Source organism: Hydrogenophaga pseudoflava NBRC 102511 (assembly GCF_001592285.1).
GTDB lineage: Bacteria > Pseudomonadota > Gammaproteobacteria > Burkholderiales > Burkholderiaceae_C > Hydrogenophaga > Hydrogenophaga pseudoflava.
Window position 1 is genome coordinate 135,907 of record NZ_BCWQ01000008.1, and the last position, 23,595, is coordinate 159,501.

The 23,595-nt window shown below is 64.3% G+C and carries 24 protein-coding genes and 1 other RNA gene; 22 read left to right on the forward strand and 3 right to left on the reverse strand.

From position 1 onward, the window contains the following. Nucleotide 1: 1 nt before the first annotated feature. From ssrA to HPS01S_RS11715, 18 genes are all read left to right on the forward strand, one after another. Nucleotides 2-390: a transfer-messenger RNA gene (gene ssrA / locus HPS01S_RS11640) on the forward strand. Nucleotides 391-585: 195 nt separating this feature from the next. Further along, a complete protein-coding gene (locus HPS01S_RS11645) occupies nucleotides 586-1,836 on the forward strand; it encodes a tyrosine-type recombinase/integrase (RefSeq protein ID WP_066155811.1) in 1,251 nt (416 codons plus the stop codon). Between the two features lie 386 nt (nucleotides 1,837-2,222). Then, nucleotides 2,223-2,750: a hypothetical protein gene (locus HPS01S_RS21805; RefSeq protein ID WP_157576272.1), complete on the forward strand. Its 528-nt coding sequence runs from the start codon at nucleotides 2,223-2,225 to the stop codon at nucleotides 2,748-2,750. A 307-nt stretch (nucleotides 2,751-3,057) separates the two neighbouring features. After that, nucleotides 3,058-3,297, forward strand: a complete 240-nt coding sequence (locus HPS01S_RS11655; protein WP_066155820.1) for a hypothetical protein — start codon at nucleotides 3,058-3,060, stop codon at nucleotides 3,295-3,297. Nucleotides 3,298-3,300: 3 nt separating this feature from the next. Further along, a complete protein-coding gene (locus tag HPS01S_RS11660) occupies nucleotides 3,301-3,624 on the forward strand; it encodes a hypothetical protein (protein WP_066155823.1) in 324 nt (107 codons plus the stop codon). Next, the gene (locus tag HPS01S_RS11665) at nucleotides 3,621-3,983 is read left to right on the forward strand and encodes a hypothetical protein (protein WP_066155826.1); all 363 of its coding nucleotides are present in this window, start codon (nucleotides 3,621-3,623) and stop codon (nucleotides 3,981-3,983) included. The genes HPS01S_RS11660 and HPS01S_RS11665 overlap by 4 nt, the downstream gene beginning before the upstream one ends. After that, nucleotides 3,980-4,267, forward strand: coding sequence for a hypothetical protein (locus HPS01S_RS11670; protein ID WP_157576275.1), 288 nt, complete (start codon nucleotides 3,980-3,982; stop codon nucleotides 4,265-4,267). The genes HPS01S_RS11665 and HPS01S_RS11670 overlap by 4 nt, the downstream gene beginning before the upstream one ends. A gap of 25 nt (nucleotides 4,268-4,292) precedes the next feature. Continuing rightward, nucleotides 4,293-4,790: a hypothetical protein gene (locus tag HPS01S_RS21810; protein WP_157576278.1), complete on the forward strand. Its 498-nt coding sequence runs from the start codon at nucleotides 4,293-4,295 to the stop codon at nucleotides 4,788-4,790. A gap of 134 nt (nucleotides 4,791-4,924) precedes the next feature. After that, a complete protein-coding gene (locus tag HPS01S_RS22465; protein ID WP_084397313.1) occupies nucleotides 4,925-5,215 on the forward strand; it encodes a helix-turn-helix transcriptional regulator in 291 nt (96 codons plus the stop codon). Continuing rightward, nucleotides 5,212-5,604, forward strand: a complete 393-nt coding sequence (locus HPS01S_RS21815) for a hypothetical protein (RefSeq protein ID WP_157576281.1) — start codon at nucleotides 5,212-5,214, stop codon at nucleotides 5,602-5,604. Before HPS01S_RS22465 ends, HPS01S_RS21815 begins: the two co-directional genes overlap by 4 nt. Beyond that, nucleotides 5,601-5,972 carry a hypothetical protein gene (locus HPS01S_RS11680; RefSeq protein WP_066155836.1) on the forward strand — a complete coding sequence of 124 codons (372 nt, stop codon included), beginning with the start codon at nucleotides 5,601-5,603 and terminating at the stop codon, nucleotides 5,970-5,972. The genes HPS01S_RS21815 and HPS01S_RS11680 overlap by 4 nt, the downstream gene beginning before the upstream one ends. Next, on the forward strand, nucleotides 5,969-6,301 hold the full coding sequence (locus HPS01S_RS11685) for a hypothetical protein (protein ID WP_066155838.1): 333 nt from the start codon (nucleotides 5,969-5,971) through the stop codon (nucleotides 6,299-6,301). The genes HPS01S_RS11680 and HPS01S_RS11685 overlap by 4 nt, the downstream gene beginning before the upstream one ends. Then, entirely contained in the window at nucleotides 6,294-6,650 is a 357-nt protein-coding gene (locus tag HPS01S_RS11690; RefSeq protein WP_066155841.1) for a hypothetical protein, read from the forward strand. The genes HPS01S_RS11685 and HPS01S_RS11690 overlap by 8 nt, the downstream gene beginning before the upstream one ends. 46 nt (nucleotides 6,651-6,696) lie before the next feature. Continuing rightward, on the forward strand, nucleotides 6,697-8,055 hold the full coding sequence (locus HPS01S_RS11695; RefSeq protein ID WP_084397315.1) for a S49 family peptidase: 1,359 nt from the start codon (nucleotides 6,697-6,699) through the stop codon (nucleotides 8,053-8,055). A gap of 41 nt (nucleotides 8,056-8,096) precedes the next feature. Continuing rightward, nucleotides 8,097-9,218: a hypothetical protein gene (locus tag HPS01S_RS11700; protein WP_066155847.1), complete on the forward strand. Its 1,122-nt coding sequence runs from the start codon at nucleotides 8,097-8,099 to the stop codon at nucleotides 9,216-9,218. Nucleotides 9,219-9,316: 98 nt separating this feature from the next. Continuing rightward, on the forward strand, nucleotides 9,317-12,553 hold the full coding sequence (locus HPS01S_RS11705) for a tape measure protein (RefSeq protein ID WP_066155850.1): 3,237 nt from the start codon (nucleotides 9,317-9,319) through the stop codon (nucleotides 12,551-12,553). A gap of 2 nt (nucleotides 12,554-12,555) precedes the next feature. Next, nucleotides 12,556-15,513 carry a DUF927 domain-containing protein gene (locus HPS01S_RS11710; RefSeq protein WP_169803942.1) on the forward strand — a complete coding sequence of 986 codons (2,958 nt, stop codon included), beginning with the start codon at nucleotides 12,556-12,558 and terminating at the stop codon, nucleotides 15,511-15,513. A 366-nt stretch (nucleotides 15,514-15,879) separates the two neighbouring features. Beyond that, nucleotides 15,880-16,398: a hypothetical protein gene (locus HPS01S_RS11715; RefSeq protein ID WP_066155856.1), complete on the forward strand. Its 519-nt coding sequence runs from the start codon at nucleotides 15,880-15,882 to the stop codon at nucleotides 16,396-16,398. 30 nt (nucleotides 16,399-16,428) lie between these two features. Here HPS01S_RS11715 and HPS01S_RS11720 read toward each other — a convergent pair whose 3' ends face one another. Further along, a complete protein-coding gene (locus HPS01S_RS11720) occupies nucleotides 16,429-16,974 on the reverse strand; it encodes a hypothetical protein (protein WP_066155859.1) in 546 nt (181 codons plus the stop codon). Nucleotides 16,975-17,429: 455 nt separating this feature from the next. Here HPS01S_RS11720 and HPS01S_RS11725 point away from each other — a divergent pair, with 455 nt between their 5' ends. Next, entirely contained in the window at nucleotides 17,430-18,164 is a 735-nt protein-coding gene (locus HPS01S_RS11725) for a 16S rRNA pseudouridine(516) synthase (protein WP_066155861.1), read from the forward strand. A 22-nt stretch (nucleotides 18,165-18,186) separates the two neighbouring features. Here the strand turns inward: HPS01S_RS11725 and HPS01S_RS11730 are convergent, their stop codons facing one another. Both HPS01S_RS11730 and HPS01S_RS11735 read right to left on the reverse strand, forming a co-directional pair. Then, entirely contained in the window at nucleotides 18,187-18,918 is a 732-nt protein-coding gene (locus HPS01S_RS11730; protein ID WP_066155863.1) for a DUF2726 domain-containing protein, read from the reverse strand. A 224-nt stretch (nucleotides 18,919-19,142) separates the two neighbouring features. Further along, nucleotides 19,143-19,958 carry an alpha/beta fold hydrolase gene (locus tag HPS01S_RS11735; protein ID WP_066155867.1) on the reverse strand — a complete coding sequence of 272 codons (816 nt, stop codon included), beginning with the start codon at nucleotides 19,956-19,958 and terminating at the stop codon, nucleotides 19,143-19,145. Nucleotides 19,959-20,013: 55 nt separating this feature from the next. Between HPS01S_RS11735 and HPS01S_RS11740 the strand changes: the two genes are divergently transcribed. The 3 genes from HPS01S_RS11740 to glnA all read left to right on the forward strand — a co-directional run bounded on the left by HPS01S_RS11740 (nucleotide 20,014) and on the right by glnA (nucleotide 23,404). Further along, nucleotides 20,014-20,904 (forward strand): EI24 domain-containing protein, encoded by an 891-nt coding sequence (locus tag HPS01S_RS11740; RefSeq protein WP_084397319.1) that lies wholly within the window; start codon nucleotides 20,014-20,016, stop codon nucleotides 20,902-20,904. A 5-nt stretch (nucleotides 20,905-20,909) separates the two neighbouring features. Beyond that, nucleotides 20,910-21,740, forward strand: a complete 831-nt coding sequence (locus tag HPS01S_RS11745) for a competence/damage-inducible protein A (protein ID WP_066155870.1) — start codon at nucleotides 20,910-20,912, stop codon at nucleotides 21,738-21,740. A gap of 248 nt (nucleotides 21,741-21,988) precedes the next feature. Continuing rightward, a complete protein-coding gene (gene glnA, locus HPS01S_RS11750; protein ID WP_066155873.1) occupies nucleotides 21,989-23,404 on the forward strand; it encodes a type I glutamate--ammonia ligase in 1,416 nt (471 codons plus the stop codon). Nucleotides 23,405-23,595 lie beyond the last annotated feature (191 nt).

Here is a 23,595-nt window from a genome sequence, read left to right on the forward strand (position 1 = left end):
AGGGGCTGCACTGGTTTCGACGTGGGTTCGGACACGCAGCAGGGCATGTCGAGGTTCTGTCACCTCGTAAAACAGCAGAAAAAAACTAACTGCAAACGACGAACGTTTCGCACTCGCCGCTTAATTGCCGGTGAGCTTTGCAACAGCAGGCCTATGGGCTGGGCAAGGGTCTGATCAGCGCAAGCTGTGAGGGTCCAGGCTGCAAAGTTATTTACATAGGCTGGTCGCGCGACGGGCAACTTGTCGCGCGGTGAGATCCAAGGTTGCTGGCGTCCTGGGCAGCGTGCCGCTGCGCGGCTCAGGGGGTGAGATCCAAAACAGACGGCTACACATGTAGAACTGCTCGAAGAAGGCTTGCGGACGGGGGTTCAAATCCCCCCAGCTCCACCATAAACCCGATCAAGGGCATGCATCCACATACGATGCATGCCCTTTTTCATTGGAAAATCAAGGCGTTTCGGTGCAAGGCCATCCATACGCATGCACCCCAAGCCAGCAGGGCTAGGGGGTACAAGTGGGGGTACATCCCCCCTTTCGTCCGCAAATGGTGGTGCTTGTACCCCCACTCTCTGGAGGACGCCCCCCATGCTGACCGATCTGCAGTGCAAGAGCGCTACCTGTCCACCTGACAAGAAGCACGCCCGCTTCTATGACGCCGGGGGGATGTATCTCCAGGTGAGTCCGGCCGGCTCCAAGCGCTGGTTCTGGAAGTACCGCATTGGCGACAAGGAAAAGCAGCTGGCCCTTGGCAGCTATCCGGCCGTGGGGTTGATGGCTGCCCGCAAGGCCAGGGACGCGGCCAAGGTGCTCAAGGACTCCGGGCAAGACCCCGTGTCCGCCCGCCAGGCTGAGCGCAACCCGCCGCCGCCTGTTCCCGATGGTGGCGACAGCTTCCGCCTGGTGGCCCTGGAGTGGTACCGCATCAAGTCCGGCCAGTGGAGCGACGTTCACGCCGAACGCATGCACCGCCAGTTCGAACGCGACCTGTTCCCCTGGATCGGTGACAGGGGAATTGCCAGCATCACCCGCGTCGAGCTGCTGGCCTGCCTTCGCAAGATCGAGGAGCGTGGCGCCATCGAGACCGCCGACCGGGCGTTGATGCTGTGCGGCCAGGTGTGGCGCTACGCCATGGCCACCGGCCGCACCGACAAGGATGTGACCATCGGCATCAAGGATGCGCTCACGCCCTACCGTGGCAAGCACTTCGCAGCTATCACGGAGCCCGCTGACCTGGGGACTCTGTTGCGAGCCATCCAAGCCTATCGGGGCGGTCCCATCGTGCGCGCCGCCCTGCAGCTCGCGCCCATGCTGTTCCAGCGCCCGGGCGAGCTGCGCGGCGCCGCCTGGGGAGAAATGGACCTGGACGGCGCGCTGTGGACGATCCCCGCCATGCGGATGAAGCGGAACAAGGAAGGGAAGGAGCACGGGGAAGCACACCTGGTGCCTCTGCCTCGCCAGGCCGTGGAGATCCTGCGCGAGCTGCACCGCTACACCGGACACCATGCGCTGGTGTTCCCTGGGGAGCGGGGCAAGGGACGCCCGATATCCGAAAACTCGGTGCGCACGGCCCTGATCTCCATGGGCTACACGCCCGACAAACAGACCTGGCACGGCTTCCGGGCGACGGCCCGCACCATGCTGGCGGAGCGCCTGGAGTTCGACCCGCTAGTGATCGAGGCGCAGCTCGCCCACGGGGTGCGCGATGCCAACGGCCGGGCCTACAACCGCACCACCTACCTGGCCCAGCGCACAGCGATGATGCAGGCGTGGGCGGACTACCTGGACAAGCTCAAGGCCGGCGCCGACGTGGTGAAGATGGTCCGTCGTGCCCGTTGAATTGCCCGGCCGCAGTCCTTCGGCGGTGATTTTTCTGGAGAACAACCGGGGCACCGGGGCAAAACCGCTGAAAGTGAGGATTTATGCGGGTTTCGAATGGGGCCGGGTACCGGGGCAGAACCGGGGCAGAACCGGGGCGAAATAGGGGCAAACATAGAAGGAAGAGGACGAAGCTCACTTATTGGAGGAGAGTTTCCAGCCTCTTTTCTGACTTCACTGGATGCCTTCGTACCGCATTGGAAGGCGGTGCAACAGCGCGGAAAAAAGAAACCCTCCGCCACCCCTGTTTCCAGCCGAAGCGCAGCGAATCGGGCACCGTCGCACGGCCCGGACACGTGTCCACTCGGTTTCTTCAATGCCAGAATGGCAACAGGAGGAAAAGCGATATGCCAGCGGAAACCTGTCTCAAGTGTGGCCACGTCAACCCGCATGCCACCGGATCAGAAACAGAGGCCTGTCCCCAGTGTGGCGCGATCTACTCGCGTGTGAAGGCGGCTGCGGCTGCCGGTAAGCCGGTGCGGCCCTCGCGAGCTGTGGACTCAGGTTTCCAGCAGGCCACTGAAGCGCCTGCGCCAACGCCAAGCAAGCCGGCGACTCCCGCCCAGCGCAAACCCTTTTCAAGGGTGCGCTATGTTGAGTCGCTGCGCGGTGACACCAACTATCCGGCCTTCAGGACAGTGGTGCGTTTTGGTCTGTTCTTCGGCTACTTGCTGGCCGTGTGCGCGTTGATCGGTGGCGCCATTACTGCGTTCAGAACGGAAGGCACTTTCTGGCACCTCTTGATCGGGGCCGGCGCAGGGGCCTTGCTCTACCTGCTGACGCGCCTTTGGTTCGAGCTGACGGTGATGATCGTTGACATTGCCGACGCCAGCGTGAGGACTGCTGAGAACAGCGAGCCCAAGACGGGCAGTTGAAGGCTGTTGACAGCGGCGCCGGCCAGCGTCTATAGTTCGTGCAACCCGAAAGGGCCGGTGCTTCAAAACACCTTGGATAAGCGGTGCAGCCTCCCCGTCAGTGAGGTTTTGTCACGTCTGAACACTTGGGCCGCTGCCCCTGCAGCGCCCGCCGAATGGGCCTCCTGGCCCGTTGAGGGTTTTGGGCGGGATGGCCTCAGTGGCAACACCTGGCGCACGGCTTATCCCGTGTTTTGAACATCCCGTCCACCCGATCCGCTTCAAAACGGCGCGGGTGGTTTCAAGTCTCGATAAGGAGCCTGAAGCCATGACCACGGTCATCACCCTGGCCAGCCGCCGCGCTGCGCCCACCATCCCGCCCGCATCGCTGGAAACCATCCAGCTCCACGCCCAAGCGCACAACGCGCTGTCCACGGCGCTGCACTACCTGTCGCAGCCCGACTGCACCCCCGAGCAGCTGCAGACTGCTACGGCCCGCGCTGTGCGCGGAGCCACGCTGTTGAAGCGCGCCAGCGCTGCCGCTACCATCAACCGCACGGAGGGCTGAGCCATGGACAAGATCGTCAACCTGCAGGCCAATGGAAAACCTGTTGACCTGACCCCTCCGGCTGTTGGGAACTGGCGGCAACAGGCCGGCGCGGCGCCTGTGCTGATCGTCAACCCCCTGGCCTCGCTCCACCAGCGCACCGCGCTGGCCTGGGTGACCGCCAGCGACACCCTGAGCATTCTCGAAGCCAGCCACGCAGCCCACGGCAACGACCCTGGCAACGACCGCGCCATGCTGTCCGTGGTCATCGAGCGCATGCACCAGCTCGAACGCTTGCTGAACGACATGGGCGACCGCACCGCCGATCTGGAAGGCGGTGCAGCATGAGCACTGAAAACGCGTTGCAGCGCGCCAATTCCGTCGCGGTCGAAGCAAGGAACCACCCAAACATTGACGAACTGCGCAGCACGCTGGCGCTGGTGGACAACATTTCCCAAGACGCCTTCAAACGCATCAAGGCACTGTGCGCAGTGACTTTGCTTGCCATGGAGCAACGGGATCACCCGCTTGACATGGAGCACGTGGCTCAGGTCTTGACGCAGATCGAACAGGCTTCTGACGAAGCAGAAGGCATCATCAATCACACGGCTGAAAACCACGGTTGCCAGTACGAGGACGAGCGGTGGGTCAGGCGTGTAAATGCGCGCCGTGCTTGGCGCGACCAGGATGGCCGGGGGGCGTTATGAGCACGAAGAAGACTCAACCCGAGGCGCTAACCCCGCGCCAGGTGACCATGGTGTTTGCTGAGATCGCATTTACCGCCAGCGCCTTGGGTGCCGTGCTGGGCATCCTGGAAGTGGACGGAGCGAACGACGACAGCGAACGCGAAGCACTGACGACGGCGGCCGTGATCATCAACAAGCGCATTGGCCTGCTGGCTGAGCTGTACGGTGAGCGCTGCGGGGAGCTGCGGCCTATCCTGGTCAAGGGTGTGGACGAATGGTTGATGCCAAGGAACTTCAAGCCCTGACGCAGCGAACTGGTAGGCCGCTTTTATGAGTCGCGATACCGCCCTGTCAGTCGTCGATGCGATTGGGTTTGATCAGGTTGCAATCCGCCATGCCGTTGATGCTCTGCGATCCGGGGACCTGACCAAGTGCAGACAGCCCGAGCTGTTGCATGTGGTGAAGGTTCTTGAATGGATCGTAAAGGCTGACTATTCGCTTGACGGAAACCTTGGGGCGTTCATCCTGGCCTTGGCAGACATGCGCAATGGTGCAATGTCACCGACACCTGCGACAGAAGTTGCTCAGGCGGTTTCTGATCATCTAGGGTTCGGGCAAGCGTGGCGCGAAGAGGTTGCTTCATGCCTCAGTGCCAACAAGTCACCTGCGGGCTATCGCCGTGTCGTTGACAGGCTCATGAAGAAATACGGCTTGAAGCAGGCCGACGCCATTCGTTGCGTAGCTGATGAGGCAGGGCTTAAAGAGGAGAGCGTGAAGAAATCTCTTCAGCGCTACAGAAGAACTCAAGCCAAGTCCACACCGAAATAGTTACGCGACAAGGGGGACAAAAGAAGGTCAGATTCTGAATCTGTCCACTTTCGCGAACCCGCGTCGGTTTGCACAGTTCGCTCCAGCATCGCATGCCACCCGAGTGCATGCGCATGCATCTAACGGAGTGATCTATGCACCTTGTCAATCCAACGCCACCGGCCTCGCCGGTTACCCCGGATCGGCTGTTGCCGACCGATGAAACCTGTTCCCGCGTCGGCGGCGTGTCCAAGTCCACGCTTCTGGCCTGGGTTCGGGAAGGCACCTTTCCCGCGCCGATCCCCTTGACCCCTGGGGGGACTCGCGTGGCGTTCCTCGAATCGCAGGTGAACGCCTGGATTCAACAGCGTGCACAGGTGGCCGCGCAGCTGGGGACGGCCGGCAGAGCCAAGAGCCCGAACCCGCGTGCGAGGGCTACCCAATGACCAGCCCCGATCAAACCCCGGCAGCGCTGCCGGTGCCTCTGCCTGAGCCATTGGCCGCATGGGTGCGCCACCTGGCCATTCAGAAGGTGCTTGGAGCGTCACCGAACCGGGACAACCGGGTTTTGTGGAGCTGCAGCTTCCCCTTGCCGGGTATGGGCAACGACGTGTCCGTCGAGGTGTTGCCGACGTTGGTGCTTCGCGTGCGCAACCGCGTATCGGGCGAGGTGTTCATGCAGACCGAGCCGGCTTCCTTCGGCCCGCTCGCGCCCAACAGCAAGACCCTGGCCGAGCGGTTCGAACAGTGGTGCGCTGAGCGCCGGGGCGAGACGGTTCCCGCAGACGCTGAGAGCGCAGAGGCGCGCCAGGCAGAGGAAGGCGGGCAGTCATGAGCCAGACCGGAAAAGACGCCCCGCACCTGGAGAAGCTGGCCCAGTTCATCGCCTCCACGCTGCTGCACAAGGCGGCTCGGGAGTTCGATCTCCATACCGATGGTGGTCTCTATGACCCGGTGGTCTGGAGCGCTCGCATGCGCTACTTCAACGGCTTCGGCCTCCGCGTCGTCGCGGAGCGGACGCTTTGCGGTGTGCTGCGAGCACGCGACACGGAGACCGACGAGATCCTGGTGCAAAGCAAGCCCTTCGACTTCACGGCAATCGACACCGACGCGCCCCTGGTCGAGGAGGCCGTGAAGGCATGGGCGGCCCACCGTGAGCGTGAGCGGCGCGCCCCCATCGTGACGGAAGGCGACGCCCAATGAGCGGCACTCAAACGAAACAGAACGCAAAGGCGCGGCAAGTGCCTGCGCTGTGCCAGGGGCCGCGCTACTTCGATCCGAGCACGTTGACCGAGGAAGAAGCGGGCGATCTGTGGACACGCTGCATGGCCGCGATAGCTGCGGGCCAGAGAGAACGCCGGGTGCCGGGTCTCATCCGCGTGCGGCACAGGCCTGCTGAGCTGATCACGCTCTATGGCCGAACCGGCCGGCTTGAGCGCTTCTGGCTGCGCACTTTGGCTTTCAACCACCTGGTGATCGTCGGCAACCGTGAAGGCCTTCTGCCTCTTGACGTGGGGTCCATCCATGGATGAGCAACAGAAAGCCTCAATAGACGCCATCGTGGCCTATCACTCCGATCTGCTGGCGCAGGCGCTCAAGGCGCGCGAGCGGTACGAGGCCACCGGGGAGCTGACACCGCAGAGCGAGGCACCGCACCTGATTGCCGCTTGGCATGCGGCAGCCGCAGCAGTGAAGTACGCCAAGCAGTTGACCCCCAAGGTCAGCGACTTACCAAAGCGCTTCGAGTGGATAGGCCAGGACTTTCTGTTGGTGTTCACGCCCCACAAGACGGTCGAGATCGCCACGAACAACCCGCTCAACAGCATCAATCTTTGCTACGGCATCGAAGGCTGGATTGATCCGATGAAGGTCACTCGCTAGGCCGGGTGAGAACGGACTCCACCTCACACAACCAATTTTCTGAAACATGAACACACCTCACACCCATTCGGCTGAACATGGGCACGCCGCAGCCCTGCAAACCCTTTTCCCGGGCCGCCTGGCCGCCATGGACGTGGCAGGCGTCCGCGCCACGATCGACGAGTTCCTGGCGCGCCGCGAGACCTACACCGGCCCCTTGGAAGCGCCCACGGCCCGCGCCGGCCTGATGCCCGGTCAGGGCGCCAATGGCGTGTCCTATCAGGTGCTGGCCGGCGGCGTGGCCCGCATCGAGTGGGATGGCCCGATGGGGCAGCGCCCTCACTTCCTGGCGCGGCTGTTTCTGGGGTACGTGGATACGTCAGAGATCACGGCGGCGGTTCAGGCTGCTGCGAGTGATCCGGCCGTGCGATCAATCCTGATGGTGGTCAGCAGCCCAGGCGGGGCGGTGCCTGGCGTTGCGGAGCTGGCCGAAGTCGTTGCCGAGGCGTCGCGCTCAAAGCCCGTGGTCGCAGTGACCGATGGACTGCTGGCCAGCGCTGCCTATTGGGCTGTCAGCGGTGCCAGCTCGGTCTATGGCAGTGGCCCGACTGTGCAGGTCGGCAGCGTGGGTGTGGTGAGTGTGCACGTCTACTCGCCGCGCACCGATGGTTCGGTGGTGACCGAGATCACAGCCGGCAAGTTCAAGAGGATGGCCAGTGCCGCCCAACCCTTGAGCGGCGATGGAAAGGCCTATCTGCAGGAAATGGTCGATCACCTGGCATCGGTGTTCATCAATGGGGTAGCCAAAGGCCGCAACCTGGCCCCGTCTGCCGTGGCTGCTCAAGAGGCCCGCGTCTACATCGGCCAGCAGGCGGTGGACGCTGGGCTGCTGGACGGCTTTGCCACGGCCAGCAGCTTGGAAAAGCAGTTGGCTGCCGACCCGTCGAGGTTCATGCGCCGCAAGGCAGGTGGTGGCGCATCGGGTACACCGGCCCGCGCCAGCGCGTCAACCACCTGGCCGCCCAAGCTGCAACCCGTGGTGTCCGCCCCGGTGACCCCGGCCGCGCTGTTGGAGCAGACGGGCCAGGCCGAAGAAGACATGCGCGCCGACGCTGCGGAGATCGTGCGCCTGCACCGGCTGAGAACAGGCCGGATGCCCATCGTTATGAACAGCTGGAAAGCCTGGGAGCAAGCGGGCGCCGCGCGTGCCCGTCAGGACGGCTGTACCTTGCTTGAAGGCATCAAGCGCGAGGGCTATCTCCACCCCTATGTGAGTACGCCCGACTCGCCCAAGCGCGGTGCGGCTGGCGTCAAGCCGACGCTGCAACTCTCCAAACAGCAGATCGCGGAGCGCGCTGCCGCGTGGGCTCAGTTCAAAGGCATCGGCGTTGTCGAGGCCTGCAAGTGGCTCGGGGTTCGCTTCTGACCTCCACACATTCACGTTCACCAATCCAACGAAAGAACACCATGAACCTCAAGTCCCTCTTCGGCCTGAAGGCCGCTTCCGATGTGTCCCCCGAGCTGCAGGCCATGGCCGATCGTGTATCCACTGCGGCCGGCTGCGAAGCGCTCGCGGAGGAGCTGGAACAGCAGTTGTCCCAAAACGCTGCGGGCGACATCCCCCGCAACAGCGTGTTGCGGCGTAAGCTGGCCGAGCTGGCGCGGCTGCGCAAGGCCCACGCGATCGCCCAAGACCGGGTGCGCGTGGCAGCTGTGGTCAAGCGAGACCAGGACGCCGCCAGCAAGGCCCTGAAGGCAGCAGAGGCCAAGTTGAAGGCTGCGGGCGAGGCCGCAGCCAAGGCGGCGGCTGCGTTGGCTAACCGGACGGCCGAAGTTGATCGCATGAAGCAAGACCTCGCCGAACTGCATGCGGCTGCAGACAAGGCCGTTGAGATCGCCCGCAAGGGCTTCGCCGATGCGGTGGCCGCGGATGATGTGAGCGCGGAGGGCGAGGCCGCAGCGTTCGCCGCGGTGAAGAAAGCGCAGGCGCACCGTGAGACCTGCGGCGAGCTTCAGACCGCACGCATCAAGAGCCGCGAGGCTGGTCTCTCAGACCTCCAGCGAGCGAGCGCCGACGCTTCTGGCGCCATCGCACAGGCGCAGGACGATTTGAGCTTGGCACGCCTTCAGCTGGCGCGGGTCGAGTACGACCAGGCGGCCCAATCGATGGTTGATGCCTACATCAAGCAGCTGTCTCTGAGCTCCTTCGGCAGCGACGGCAGGGCCTTCAAAGGGAGCGCGATTCACGAACTCGATCTGACGTTTGCATCCGCCGAGCGGGCGGTGCTGGGCTCGCAGCTGATCGGCGAAACCGGGCGGGTGCGTGGCTATGTCCTGGCGGACATGGCCACGGCGCTGAAACCGGCAGACCTGACGCTGTTGACCACCGAGATCCCGGCGCCGAAGCAGCTCGAAAGGCCGCTGGATCTTCCGAACCCGTTCATGCATGTGGAGGGGTCGGTTGATCACGGGCAGGTCATGGGTGAACTGAAGCGAGCCACCGTCGGCATGAGCGAGGCGGAGTTCTATGGCCTGTGTGATCGGCTTCGGGCGCAAGCCGGCGTAGCGATCCCGGGGCGTTCCTGGTAGCCGCTGGCTCTGTGAGCAGATGGCCGGCAACACGCCGGCCATCGCGTCCCCGGCGCGCTCGCGAGCGCCGACCAAACAACACCAGTTGAAGGGCTCTCATGGCCACCAGCAACCAAAAAATCAAATACGACCTGGAGGCAGCAGTCTCTGGGGAACAAGACGTCGCAGCACTGGCCCGCCAGCTCGAAGGCCTTGCCGACACCCTGGAGGGCGACCTCAAGATTCAGGCGCAGGAGAGCGCCAAGGCCTTGCGCGAGCTGGGCGCCAAGCAGGGCGCCGTCGAGAGCTTCACAAAACTCAAGGGCGAGGCCGGTGAAGCGGCTGCCCAGCTGCGGGAAGCCCAAGAGGCCGCGCAGAAGCTGGGGCGCGAGATGGCCGCAAGCGGTGCGCCGACCCGAGCGCAGGCTGGCCAGCTGGAGAAGCTGCGCGACACCGTTCGAACAGCCAAGGTCGAACTGCAGAGCAAGACGGTTGCGCTCGACCAGTCGCGCGCGGCGCTGAACCGCTACGGCATCGGCACCAGCAACCTGGCGCAGAGCGAGCGGAACCTCAGGGCCGCCATCGCTGGCGCACGCTCCGAGGTGGCGCAACTGGTGCCCACCTACACCGCAGCGGGCAAGGCGGTAGAGGTGGCCAGCAGCCGCACGGCTGGCCTGTCCCAGCAGTTGGCGACCCTGCGCAACATCGCGGGCGCCGCGCTGGGGGGAACGCTGGTCGGGTCGCTGGCCAAAGACCTTGCGGACGTGGCAGACGGCTATGACAACCTGAGCGCACGCATCAAGCTCGCCACGGGCGAAGGGCAGGCCTTCGAGTCCGCCCTGTCCGAAGTGCAGCGGGTGGCCCTGGAGACCAACAGCGACTTGGATGCGACCGGCACCCTGTTTGCACGCCTGGCCGATGCCGGCCGCAGCGCTGGCCAGAGCGCCCAAGAGGCGCAGGCCGATGCGCTGGGCCTGACGCAGACCATCAACGAAGCCATTCAGGTTTCCGGCGCCAGTTCGCAAGCCGCGCAAGCGGCCGTCACGCAGTTGATCCAAGGCTTGAACGCCGGGGTGCTGCGCGGGGAAGAGTTCAACAGCGTGGTGGAGCAGTCGCCACGCCTGGCCAAGGCCATGGCCGATGGCCTGGGCGTCACCATCGGCCAGTTGCGCAACATGGCGCAGGCCGGGCAGCTGACCGCAACGGTGGTGCGCGATGCACTGCGGGGGCAGGCCGAAGCGGTGCGGTCCGAGTTCGAACAGCTCCCGCCGACCGTGGGCCGCGCCGTGGAGAACCTGAACACTGCATGGACCGTGTACGTGGGCGAGGTCAACAAGGCCACCGGGGCGAGCAAGATCGCAGCCGAAGCCATCAAGGCGCTGGCGGACAACCTGGATACCGTGGTGGGGCTGTTGATCGACCTTGGGCAGGCGGCGGCTGCGTTCGCGGCGCTGCGCCTGGCGCAGCAGTTCCTTGGCATCGGCGCTGCGGCCACCACCTCAGCGGCCGCCATCGCAGCCAACGCGACAGCCCTCACAGCGGCCAGCACCGCAGGCACAGGCGCTGCAGCCGGCGCCGGTCGCTTCGCAGCAGCCCTCAGCAGCATCAAGACGTTCGGCCTGCTGGCGGTGCTGACCAACCTTGAAGATATCGGGGTGGCCATCGGCGAAGGCATCGCCAAGCTGCAGGGTTACAACGACAAGTCCGAGGAGCTGGCGCGGACAGAGCGCGAGCGTGCGAAGGCTGCAGAGGAAGGCCGCAAGATCGCGGCCGCGCAGGAAGCGGCGAACAAGGCGGCGCGCGACAGTCAGTTCGAACTGAGCAAGGCAGCCACCGAGAGCATCGGCAAGTTCGATGAGCTGCAAGCCAAGGGCCAGTCTGCCGCTGAGGCGGTGTCTGCCATCGGCAAGGACTTCGACCTCGCCAGCCTGCCCGGCATCGCGAACGCTGCCGGCGTGCTGGACAAGCTGGCGGCCGATGGGAAGCTGAGCGCCGACCAGGTGCGCCAGGCGTGGGCGGAAGCGCTCAAGGGTGAAGACCTGCAGGCTTTCGAGGTCAAGGCGCGGGCCGCGCTGGGCGGGACCGCGCGGGAGTCCGAGCGGCTGGCCACGATCATGGACGCATCGTTGCGCGAGGCCATCCGGCGCAGCGGCGCCGACTTCGATGTGCTGGCGGGTGGCATGACCAAGGCGACCAGGTCAGCGATCAACGACACAGACACGATCATCGCGGGCCTGGACAAGCTCAAGGAACAAGGGATTAACGTAGGCCAGGCGCTGGAGGCTTCAATCTCCAAGGGCATCAGGACGGCAGACAGTCAGGCCGGCGTCGAGGCCCTGCGCAGTCGCATCGAGTCGCTGCGCAACAAGCTCGGGGAGAAGGTGGCAGACGGGTTGCTGCAGCAGCTGCGCGACCAGGCGGAACAGGCGGGTCTCGCCCTGGACAAGCTGCCCAAGAAGGCGGAGGACGTGGCGGCCCGCACGGCGCAGGCATTCAAGAACATGGGCATCGCCACCGAGTCCGAACTCAGGCAGGCCGCCACCAACGCCGCGCGAGACTATGAACTGATCAAGGCCAGCGGGCAGGCCACCGCCGAAGGGGTCTCGGTCGCCTGGCGCCGCATGGCTGAGGCCTCGATCGCGGCAAACGGCGGTGTGGCCAGCGAAACGCTGAAGGCAGAGGCGGCCATGAATGGCCTGGAGATCGCGACCGACAGCGCCGGCCGCGCGATCGTCAAGGCGATGGAGACAGGCGGCCGCTCGGTGGGCGGTTTGACTGAGAGCATCAACGAGGCCAGCGCAGCAGCGTCCGAGTACGTGGGATGGGCTGAGCGCATGGCCAAGCGAAATTCGGAAGTCGGCAAGCTGCCACCGGCCGGCCGCACCGCGCGCAACGGGGAGACCCTGGGCGAAGGCGTGACGGAGGTCGGTAGCGGTGGGCAGTACCGCAACCGGGACGGCTTCGCGAGCGATGCCAAGGGCTCCGCCATCGTGGCGGGCAGTGACTTGGCCACCCTCACGGGAGTTGCCAACTTCCTGAGGGCGGCTGGCCTGAGCGATGAGCAGGCCCGGCGCGTGGCGCTGGAATTTTCGGACGGGCGGGGCAACATCCCCTATTTCAGCAACCCCGGCCAGAAGAAGTACGGCGGGGAGTTCTCAACCATCAGCGACGCGCTCTTGAAGGCCGCTGAGCGAGTGACGTTCGGGCTGGGTGGTGCTGGCGGCGCTTCTGTGGGGCGCTCCGTTGATGTGAACTTGAACCTCGGTGGTGAGCGCGCGACGGTTCGCACCGACGAGGAAGGCGCGCAAGCGCTCGTCAAAACTTTGAAGAGGGCCGGTCTCTCTGCGCGGGGTTGATCTTGCCCGGCCATGATGTAACCCCTGAACTGATCCGCGCCGCACTGGCGCACATCCCGGCAAGCCTTCCGCGCGACGAATGGGCGCGGGTTGCGATGGCCATCAAGAGCGAGTTTCCGGACGGTACCGGGTTCGAGCTGTTCGACACCTGGAGCGCCAGCGATGCGGACCGGTATGACCCCAAGGCCGTGCAATCGACCTGGAGGAGCGTGAAGCCGGGCGGTGGTGTGTCGGTGGCCACGCTGCTGCACCTCGCCAAGGAACACGGATTCACGCAGACCAAGGACGGGCCTGCACCTGCAGCGCCCACGGCTGCGGATCTGGCAGAACGCGAGCGAAAGCGCGCGCAGCGCCTGCAACAGGAAGAAGCCGAGCGCGAAGCCGCGCACGCAAAGGCGGCCGATCAAGCGGCCGCGCAGTGGGCGGAAGCCAGCGAAACGGGCGCCAGCCCTTACCTGGTGCGAAAGGGTGTGAAGCCCTACGGCGTGCGGTTCGCGGCCGGTGGCTGGCTGCTGGTGCCCCTGTGCGATGGCGCCGGCAAGCTGTGGAACCTGCAGCGCATCGCACCAGCGAAGCCCGCCAGCGGCTCGGACAAGCTGTATCTGAAGGGTGGCCGCAAGTCGGGGCTGTGGCACCTGGTGGGCGAGCTGGCCAGTACCGAGGCGGACGACCCGGCCGTGCTGTTGATCGCTGAAGGCTACGCGACAGCGGCCACCTTGCACGAAGCCACCGGCTACCCGGTGGCGGTGGCGTTCGATGCCGGCAACCTGCAGCACGCTGCACGCGCACTGCGTCAACTACACCCTGGCGCGCTGCTGGTGGTGTGCGGTGACGACGACCAGGACACGGAACATCAGACCGGCACGAACCCGGGCCGGGTCAAGGCTACGGCCGCAGCAAAGGCAGTGCGCGGCCTGGCCGTTTTCCCCGAGGGCTTGCCGCCTGGTGGCAGTGACTTCAACGACCTGGCCGCCCATGTGAAGACCGAAGGCGGCGCCGGCGATGGCCTGGAACCAGTGCGCGCCATCGTGGCCGCAGCGATTGAGGCGCACACGACCGCGCAGGCGGCCGCAGAGAGCGCGAAAGCACCCAAGGGCAAGGGGCAGGCCGGGCGGCGCCGGAAGAACGGCGCCAGCGGCCCGCCAGAAGGACCGCCTGTCAATCCCGAGGACGGGGGCGACAAGCCGGCGCCCGACTGGGACCGCTTCACGGTTTCCGATGCCGGCGTTTTCCACCAGGGGGTGGACCGCGATGGGGAGCCGACGAAGCCCGAATGGGTGTGCAGCCGTTTGGACGTGGTGGCCCTGACCAACGACCAGGACGGCAACGGCTGGGGCTACCTGCTGAACTTCGCCGACCCGCTGGGGCGCCGCAAGCAATGGGCGATGCCCTCGCGCATGCTGGCCGGCGACGGGTCGGAGTATCGCGGCGCCTTGATGGGCATGGGCCTTCGCATCGCCACCAGCCCGCGCGCCCGCAACCTGTTGACGCAATACATCCAGACCCGCCAGCCTGGAGAGTTCGCGACGTGTACCGATCGCATCGGCTGGCACGGCCTGGCCTTTGTGTTGCCCCATGAGACCGTCGGCGACGAAGCGGACAGGGTGGTGTTCCAGAGTGAGAGCGCGCAGGAAAACACCTTCCGGGTCAAGGGTACGCGCGAGCAGTGGCGCGACCGCGTGAGCCTCGCCTGTGCTGGCAACACCCGGCTGGTGTTCGCAGTCTCTGCGGCCTTTGCTGGTCCCTTGCTCAAGCCGGCCGGCATGGAGGGCGGGGGCTTCCACATGCGCGGGGACGGCAGCACTGGCAAGTCCACCACGCAGGTGGTGGCCGCCAGCGTGTACGGCAATCCCGAGCGGTTCAAACAGTCATGGAAGGCGACCGACAACGCCTTGGAGGGCGTGGCCGCGCAGCACAACGACTGCCTGTTGATCCTGGACGAGATCGGGGAGGTAGATCCCAAGGTGGTCGGGGAGTGCGCCTACATGCTGGGCAACGGTCAAGGCAAGGCGCGCGCCGCACGCACCGGGGTGCCGCGGCCGCGCCTGTCCTGGCGCTTGCTGTTCCTGAGCAGCGGGGAAAAGTCGCTGGCCGATCACATGCAGGAAGTGGGCAAGCGCACGCGGGCTGGGCAGGAAACCCGTATGGCTGACATTCCGGCCGATGCCGGCAAGGGCATGGGGGCGTTCGAGGAGGTGCACGGACACGAAGGCGGCGCTGCTTTCTCCCGGCACCTGGTGGCACAGGCCAGCGCCTGCCATGGCGCGGCGGGCCGCGCCTGGCTGCAGTGGCTGACCGAGAACGCCGAAGGCCTGCGGGAACGCATCCGCACGCTGGCGCAGCGTATCGAGCTGCAGATCGTCCCCGAGCTTGGAAGCGGCCAGGTGCAGCGAGTCGGCGCCCGTTTCGCGCTCGTGGGCGCTGCTGGTGAGCTGGCCACTGAGGCGGGCCTCACAGGCTGGCACAAGGGCGAGGCAGAGCAGGCGGCGCGCGAGTGCTTCAACGCCTGGCTGGTGGCGCGCGGTGGCATCGGCAACAGCGAGGAAACCATGATGGTGCGCCAGGTGCGCCACTTCCTGGAGGCCAATGGAGACGGGCGGTTCATGACCTGGCACCGTGCCCACGACGACCATGCGCCGCGCGTTGGGCTTCGCGCAGGGGTGAGGCGGTTGATAGGTTCGAACGGTCTTCCGATTGGGATTCGCAAGACGCCAGAGTTCGCCCACGAGATCAGCGATCCCGAGGGCGAGAGCGTGGAGTTCTTCATCTTCCCCGAGGTGTTCAAGTCCGAGATCTGCAAGGGCTACGACCCCGAGGCCGTCGCGCGCGTGTTGCGCGATCGTGATTGCCTGCAGGCCAAAGAGCCGGGTAGGTTCACCGTGAGCATGAGCCTGCCGGGCGGCATCGGTAAGGCGCGGGTCTATCACGTATCCGCACGCATCTTTGCCCTGGACACATGAGCGCAGCGAAGCGAAGCCACGCGGGCCGCCAATGGGGCGGGGGGAGAGCTTTTCTTTTTGCGCGCTGTTCCGCTGGTGTGCACCTCCAAACGAATCAAGGGGCTGGCCTTGAGTTGCTCCGTGCTGTGTGGTGGCGCGGTGGCGCTGGCTGCAGATCGGCTCTGGTTCGCTGCTGGCGCGGCCTTGGCTGGACGGTTGAGCGCACCACGCTGCCACCAACCGGCGAGGGGTGGGGTACCCCCCCTATAGGTACTCCTGGAGGGACGACCCACCGGGGTAATTCGGCCCCCGTGCGCACGCTAGTGGCAGGTCCGGCCAATTTGTCAATTTGTCCGCTTTTCGGGGTGTAGGCGATACATGAAAGCTATGAAGAAACCCACTCATGCGGCACTTGCGGCCGCCCTCGGGATCGATCCCGCTCTTGTGACCAGGTACAAGCGGCGCGGGATGCCGGTCCACAGCATCGAAGCAGCCCAGCAGTGGCGCAGCGAGAACCTGCGCGTGCACTACACCCCGGAAAAAGACTACACGGCCGTGGACCGGGCGATTGATGGTGAGATCGCGGCCGGGCGGGCCTGCGATCTGATGGAAGCGGCGGGCGAACTGCTGGAGAGAGGGGGTAACGTGTATCCGTTGCTCGATCCACTCAGAGCGGCCTTGTCTGCTGTCCCGCCTTCACAGCGTAGGCGGGTGGGAGTTCACTTCGCCGTGCTGGACTTAATGACTGAAGCTGTGGCCAAGGAGATTGACCAGGGCGACCCGCACGGTTTGATTGAGGGCACGCTGTACGAGACCAGCAGATCCGATGGAGAGCGGGTCGACATGGGGGCGTTCTGGTATGCCGTGGCCGCCGGAGAGATCCGACTAAGGGCTAAGAGCCATTGAGCATCGTCGGATGGATCTTCGCCAACGCTGTCAACCTTTCAGGGTCTCAAGAATTTCTTTGGCGCGATCCCATGTGTTCTTGAGCATGAGCTTTGTTGTGCTCATCTCTTCCTGCCACCTGTGTACGTGTTCCACTCTTGCGGCGCTGACCTTCGTGGAGAGTGCCATTGCGCGAGAAATGAGCACTCTTAGCTCCAAGACGAGGGGGGAGACCATTTCATCCAGAAGCCCGACGTCGATCTGTCGTCCAATCAGCTGCACCTCTTCTAGCTCCACACAGAAGCGCTCCACGTACAAAGCGCGGAAAGCTTCAGGGGAGGAATCAGTCACCACGTAGAGCCCGCCAATACGCTCCACGGCCATGTTCGCGAACTGCATCGTGGCTGAATAGGCGCGCGATCTGGCTGACCTCTCGCCATCATGTGAGAGGTAGATCGCAATTCCGATGGCTCCAATGGAGCCAATCGCCTGCACCCATCCTGGGGCGGCTTGGTCTGACAAGGCGGAGAACAGCTTTGGAAGCCCAAAGGCAATGTGGAGCACCGGTGCAATCGCAAGTGCGAAGGCAAAGACCAAGATGGTCCAATCAACAGTAGTGAAACCTCTTCCTCTCATGCGACACCTCTCTTGTGGCTCAGTATGCCCCGGTGAATGAGTGACTCTTGGTGGTTCCAGGGCGCAGATGGTTTGCCCCGGTTGCCCCGGTACAGTAAGCGAATGCCCCGGTTCACCCGGGGCATCCTTTTTTCAATGGCGACAAGGACTTACAGAATAGTGCCCCGGTTGCCCCTATTGCCCCGGTAAAAAACAGCAAGGGGGGAAGCAAATCAGCTACGATTCCCGAACTTTTGGGGGTACGTGTCCCCACGTGGCTCCCGTCCCGCGGGGGTACAAGTGGGGGTACAGGGTGCAAATCCGCAATCCGGTACCCATATAAATCAACAGGTTGGGTCATCGTTCGGGTGTCCCCAGCTCCACCATTCATCCAACCCCAGCCGTCACCGGCTGGGGTTTTTCATTGTTGTTTTGTCATGCTCGCGTTGCAGGACATCCTTTTCAGTCAGGGCTTCGGAACCCGTCGCGTCTGCTGCGGACTGGTCCAGCAGGGTTTCGTCGATCTGGGCGAGGCGCGGAACCCCTGCACGGACCCTGGAATCATGCTGGATGAGGACGGCCTGGTGTTCTGGGTGCAGGGTGTGCGCTGGACTTACCAGGAGTACGCCTACCTGATGCTGCACAAACCGGCTGGCTTCGAGTGCTCCCAGAAGCCTGGGGCTCATCCAGGTGTGTACACGCTGCTACCGGCCCCGCTGCGCCAGCGGGGAGGTGGTGCCGCCGCCGGGGTGCAGGCGGTGGGTCGGCTGGATCAGGACACCACGGGCCTGCTGCTGCTGTCCGACGATGGCAAATTCATTCACCGGATGACGTCGCCCAAGCACCATGTGCCCAAGGTGTACCAGGTGCAGGTGAAACATCCGCTCGATGAGCGTCAGACAGTCCGCCTGATGGATGGCGTCGTGCTGGATGACGATCCGAAGCCAGTGCGTGCAGCGGCGTGCCGGGCTCTGGGGCCGAACCACCTGGAGTTGACGCTGACGGAGGGCAAGTACCACCAGGTCAAGCGCATGGTGGCCGCTGTCGGGAACAGGGTGGAGGGGCTTCACAGGTCCCGGATCGGGAGCATTGAACTGACCGATGAGCTGCCAGTCGGACATTGGCGGTGGCTGACGGCCGACGAAGTGGCTGACCTGAGCCGCAAACAATGAGCCCCTTGACGGGGCGACCCGGTCAGAGCAGGTCGCCTTTGCGGCTGTCGAGCGGCATCAGGAACGAATTGTCCTGCCATTGGGAGCCCAGATCACTGACGCGTGAATCACCTGTGGTGCTGCCGGGCCAGGTCGACAGGGGACTGAAGTCACTGTGACGGGTGCTGCGCTGGCGGTTCAGTGCAGAGCGCAGATTGGCCTGTGCAGCGATGATGGCCCGTTCTTCCTGCTCGTGCTCACGCATGCTCTGCGCGGTGGGGGTCTCGCCGAGAAACTCGCTGCGGACTTCGGAAACCGTGGGCAGGCTGGACGAACGAACCACCCAGTAGGGGAGTCCGCATTGCGTGAGAAGGGAGTGTTTGAGCTGGCGCGTGCTCCTCGGGATGCCCGCCCGTCCAGGCACGTCCAGACAGCCGACCACCCGCCCGTCGGACTTGCAGATGGTGAACGTGCAGTAGACGCCCCCAAGCAGCCGGTACCAGTCCATTCCTTGCTGCTTCTCCCGGGGCAGGGTGAAGCGGGTGACCGGCAGCTTGATCATCACGTGGTGATCGTAGAAGGCCCGGGACAGCCAGTGCCACACCTGCAGCTCTTCTGAGTTCGCGATCACCCGGGTATCCAGTGGCCACCGCTTGGGAATCCTGCGCTGGGCCCGGGCTTTGCGACTCTCCCAGAGGCGATACATCCAAGCGCCGGTGACCAGCAGAGCGGGTACCAGCACGGAAAGCAGCCAAGGGTTGTTCCAGGCGATCATGCAAGTTTCAGTGACGGAGTGTGACCAAATGTAGTTGGATGATCGCGCAAACGGGCAGTTTTGTCGCAATTTGACACGTCGTTTGCGTGATTTCCTTGGGGGATTGGAGCCACTCGCCGACCAAAGCCCACGGTCGTGAGCGCGCGTTTCATGCCGGTTTCCGAGCGGCCAACCGGGCATTTTGCCGGCGCTGGAGGTGTGTTGCCATCCCACAAACGGGGGATTCACGGGAGTTCGGACAGAAACTCCCCAATGGCAGCGAGCACCGCGTCGGGTTGGTCCCGATGCGGGCTGTGCCCGCAAGCTTCCAGCACCAGGGTGCGGGCTGCAGCGTTCTTGGGTTGTATGTCCCGTACCTGCTGGAGGGTGCCGTACTCGTCGCTGGCTCCTTGAATAGCCAGCACAGGCGCTTGGATGTTTTGGCATTCGTGGCGGATGTCGAAACCCCGGAATGCCGGTTCAAGCCAGATGTCGTTCCATTGCCAGAAGGCGTTGTCGACATTCTTGTGATGGCGCGCCAGGCGCGCTCGCAGGCCCCGTTCCCCAGGTTGCATGTAGGCGGACCTGGCCTGCTCGATGGACCGGATCGAGACATCCTCCACAAACACATGGGGTGCCATGACCACACAGGCTGTCACCGGATGCCGGCTGGCGTGCAGCAGCGCGATGGTGGCGCCGTCGGAGTGGCCCACAAGCACGGGCGCGTCGATGCCCAGTGCCTCCAGCAAGGCCGGCAGCACATCCAGGGCCTCTCGGTGCATGTAGTCGGGTTCGTGCCGTCCGGTGTGCCAGAACTCTCCGGCATGGGGCGCCCCGCGCACGTCGGGCACGGAGTCCGAGCACCCATAGCCTCTCCGGGAGTACACCCAGCCGGCCCGTCCGGTGGCGTTGCACAGTTCCATCGTCCAGTCGCGGCCTCGTTGGGTCCACATGGACACGCTGCCCAGCCCCTCGTGCAGGAACACCAACGGCGAGCGGCCGGTCGGGCCTGGGATGTGTCGAACTTCCAGGCGGGTGCCGTGGATGATGACGCTGTCCATCGTGTCTCCGCTTCGCGTGCCGCCTGGCTGGCGGGAAAACCGGTATTCTCGTTGCATGACTCAGCTGTTTGATGCGTTCTGGCGGGCGGTGGTGTACTGCATGCACCCGCGGGTGATCGGTTTGTCGTTCCTGCCCCTGGTGCTGATGGTCGCACTGTCTTTTGGGCTGGGCTATTTCTTCTGGGACACGTCTGTCGATGCCGTCACGCAGTGGCTGCAGACCTATGAACTGGTTCAGGGCTTTCTGGGCTGGCTGGATCGCGTCGGCCTAGGCTCCATGCGGACGGTGTTTGCACCGCTGGTGGTCCTGGTTCTGGCGACGCCGGTGATCGTGTTGCTGTGCCTGCTGCTGGTCGCCGTGTTCATGACTCCGTCCATGGTTGAACTGGTTGCGCAAAGGCGCTTTCCTTTGCTCGAACGCAGGCGTGGTGGCTCTTTCGTTCTCGGTCTGTTGTGGTCGCTGGGGTCCACGCTGGTGGCCCTGGTGGTACTGGTTCTTTCTATGCCCCTGTGGCTGGTTCCGCCGCTGGTGCTCATCCTTCCGCCGCTGATCTGGGGCTGGCTGACCTACCGCGTGTTTGCCTATGACGCACTGGCGCAGCATGCCAGCAGTGCCGAGCGCAAGACCATCCTGCGTGAACACCGTGGCAGCCTTCTGGTCATGGGCATCCTCAGCGGGTATCTTGGCGCGGCACCCAGCCTGCTCTGGGCATCGGGTGCCATGTTCGTGGCGCTGGCGCCCTTGCTGGTGCCGGTGGCCATCTGGATCTACACCTTGGTATTTGCGTTTGCGTCTCTGTGGTTCGCACATTTCACGCTGGCGGCGCTGCAGCGGATGCGCGCGGCGCAGGTGGTGGAGGTCCTGGATCCTGAGCCAGGAGGTCAACCAGCCATGCCGCTGGAGACCCTGCCGCCCACCACCGTTCTTCCGCCGCCTGGCGCCTGACCTCCATGAACACCAGTAAAGAGAACCCACCGGCGTTTGGTCTGATCATCATTGGCGATGAGATTCTGTCGGGCAAACGCGCCGACAAGCACTTGCCGAAGGTGATCGAACTGCTGGCGGGAAGAGGCCTCTCGCTGGCGTGGGCTCGGTTCATCGGTGATGACCGCGAGCGCATCACCGACGCACTGCGAGAGGCGTTCGCCAGCGGCGATGTGGTGTTCAGCTGTGGTGGTATCGGGGCCACGCCCGACGACCACACGCGCCAGTGCGCGGCTGCGGCACTGCAGGTGGGCCTGGCGCTCCACCCCGAGGCCCGCGACCTTATTGAGCAGCGTATGAGGGACGTGGCCGCCGAGAAGGGGGAGGTTCACGACCCCGAGAGGTCCGACAACATGCACCGGCTGAACATGGGGGTGTTCCCGGTCGGCGCGCGGATCATTCCCAACCCGTACAACAAGATTCCCGGGTTCAGCTGCGATGGGCCTGGTGGTGGTTCCGTGCATTTTGTCCCGGGGTTTCCCGTGATGGCCTGGCCGATGATCGAAGCGCTGCTGGATGGGGCGTACCGCCATCTGCACCGGCAAGACGCGTGGCAGGAGCGCTCGGTGGTGGTCATGGGGGCCATGGAGGCCACCTTGACCCCTCTCATGGAGACCATCGAGCGCGAGCACCCGGTGAAGGTGTTCAGCCTGCCCAGTGTGGACCACCCAGACTACGGGCGGCACATCGAGCTGGGCGTCAAGGGCGCCCCAGATGCCGTGACCCCGGCGTTTGCGTCGCTGCTTGACGGGCTTGAGCGGTTTGGTGCGAAATTGGGACCCGAATTGGTGCGATAGATGTTTGCACCAATTGTGTGCAAACTGTTGGAATGCACCAAAAAAAGGCGTTGCAGGTCGGGTGTGCAGCGATCACGCCCGGTGCCCGGGTTTTGCAGACCGCCGGTGCAGTGTGCTGCGCCATAATCTGCGCCGCCTTGGGGCCTGGCGCATCGTTGATTGAACCCGACGGCACAACTTTGGCACAGAAACTGCTTCATGCCCTTGTCAAATTCAGTTTTCCACTCACACAGCAACAGGAGTATTTGATGGCCAAGACCGTCGCAGACGTGATGCAAATGGTGAAGGACAACGAAGTCAAGTTCGTTGATTTCCGCTTCACCGACACCCGTGGTGCGCAGCAGCACACCACCGTGCCCGTGTCTCACTTCGATGAAGACAAGTTCGTTTCCGGCCATGCATTCGATGGCTCGTCCATCGCAGGCTGGAAGGGCATCGAAGCTTCCGACATGCAACTGATCCCCGATCCGAACACGGCCAACATCGACCCGTTTTACGAAGAGACGACGCTGATCCTCACCTGCGACGTCATCGAGCCTGCCGACGGCAAGGCCTACGACCGCGATCCCCGCTCCATCGCCAAGCGCGCCGAGGCTTACCTCAAGTCCTCGGGCCTGGGCGACACCGCCTTCTTCGGACCGGAACCCGAATTTTTCCTGTTCGACGGCGTGCGCTGGAGCACGGCCCCGGGCCACACCTTCTACGAAATCGAAGAGTACGAAGCCCCCTGGAACAAGGGTGCCAAGCTCGAAGGCGGCAACCGTGGCCACCGTCCGACGGTCAAGGGCGGTTACTTCCCCGTGCCCCCGGTCGACAGCACGCAGGACATGCGCGCCGAGATGGCACTGATCCTCGAATCGCTGGGCATCCCGGTCGAGGTGTTCCACCACGAAGTGGCGGGCGCGGGCCAGAACGAGATCGGCACCAAGTTCAGCACGCTGGTGCAGCGCGCCGACTGGACAGTCCTGCAGAAGTATGTTGTGCACAACGTGGCCAATGCCTACGGCAAGACGGCCACCTTCATGCCCAAGCCCTACGCCGGTGACAACGGTTCCGGCATGCACGTGCACCAGTCGGTCTGGAAGGACGGCAAGAACCTGTTCGCTGGCGACGGTTACGCCGGCCTGAGCGAGTTCGCGCTGTATTACATCGGCGGCATCATCAAGCACGCCCGCGCCCTGAACGCCATCACCAACCCCGGTACGAACTCGTACAAGCGGCTGGTGCCGCACTTCGAAGCCCCGGTGAAGCTGGCCTACTCGGCCAAGAACCGTTCGGCCTCCATCCGCATCCCGTACGTCGCCAACCCGAAGGGCCGCCGCGTGGAAGCCCGCTTCCCCGATCCCCTGATGAACCCCTACCTGGGCTTCTCGGCGCTGCTGATGGCCGGTCTGGATGGCGTGGAAAACAAGATCCACCCGGGCGAGGCAGCGACCAAGGACCTTTACCACCTGCCGCCGGAAGAGGACAAGCTGGTCCCGACCGTGTGCCACAGCCTGGACATGGCGCTGGACTACCTGGACAAGGACCGCGCGTTCCTGACCAAGGGTGGCGTGTTCACCGACTCCATGCTGGACGCCTACATCGAACTGAAGATGGGCGAAGTCAACCGCAGCCGTATCGAAGTGTCGCCGGTGGAGTTCGACATGTACTACAGCCTGTGACGGCGGGCCCGGGATCACCCGGGCCTCGCTTCGCAGATGAAAAGGACGGCTCGGCCGTCCTTTTTTTTTGGGCCGTTCGGACGGGCGCGCGGGCGCCCTGTCATGGCGGATACCATGCGACCTGTTTTTGGGTCATACTGAAAATTGATTCTCAATGCGCCCACAGCGCCTGGAGCCCACGTGTTGTCGAA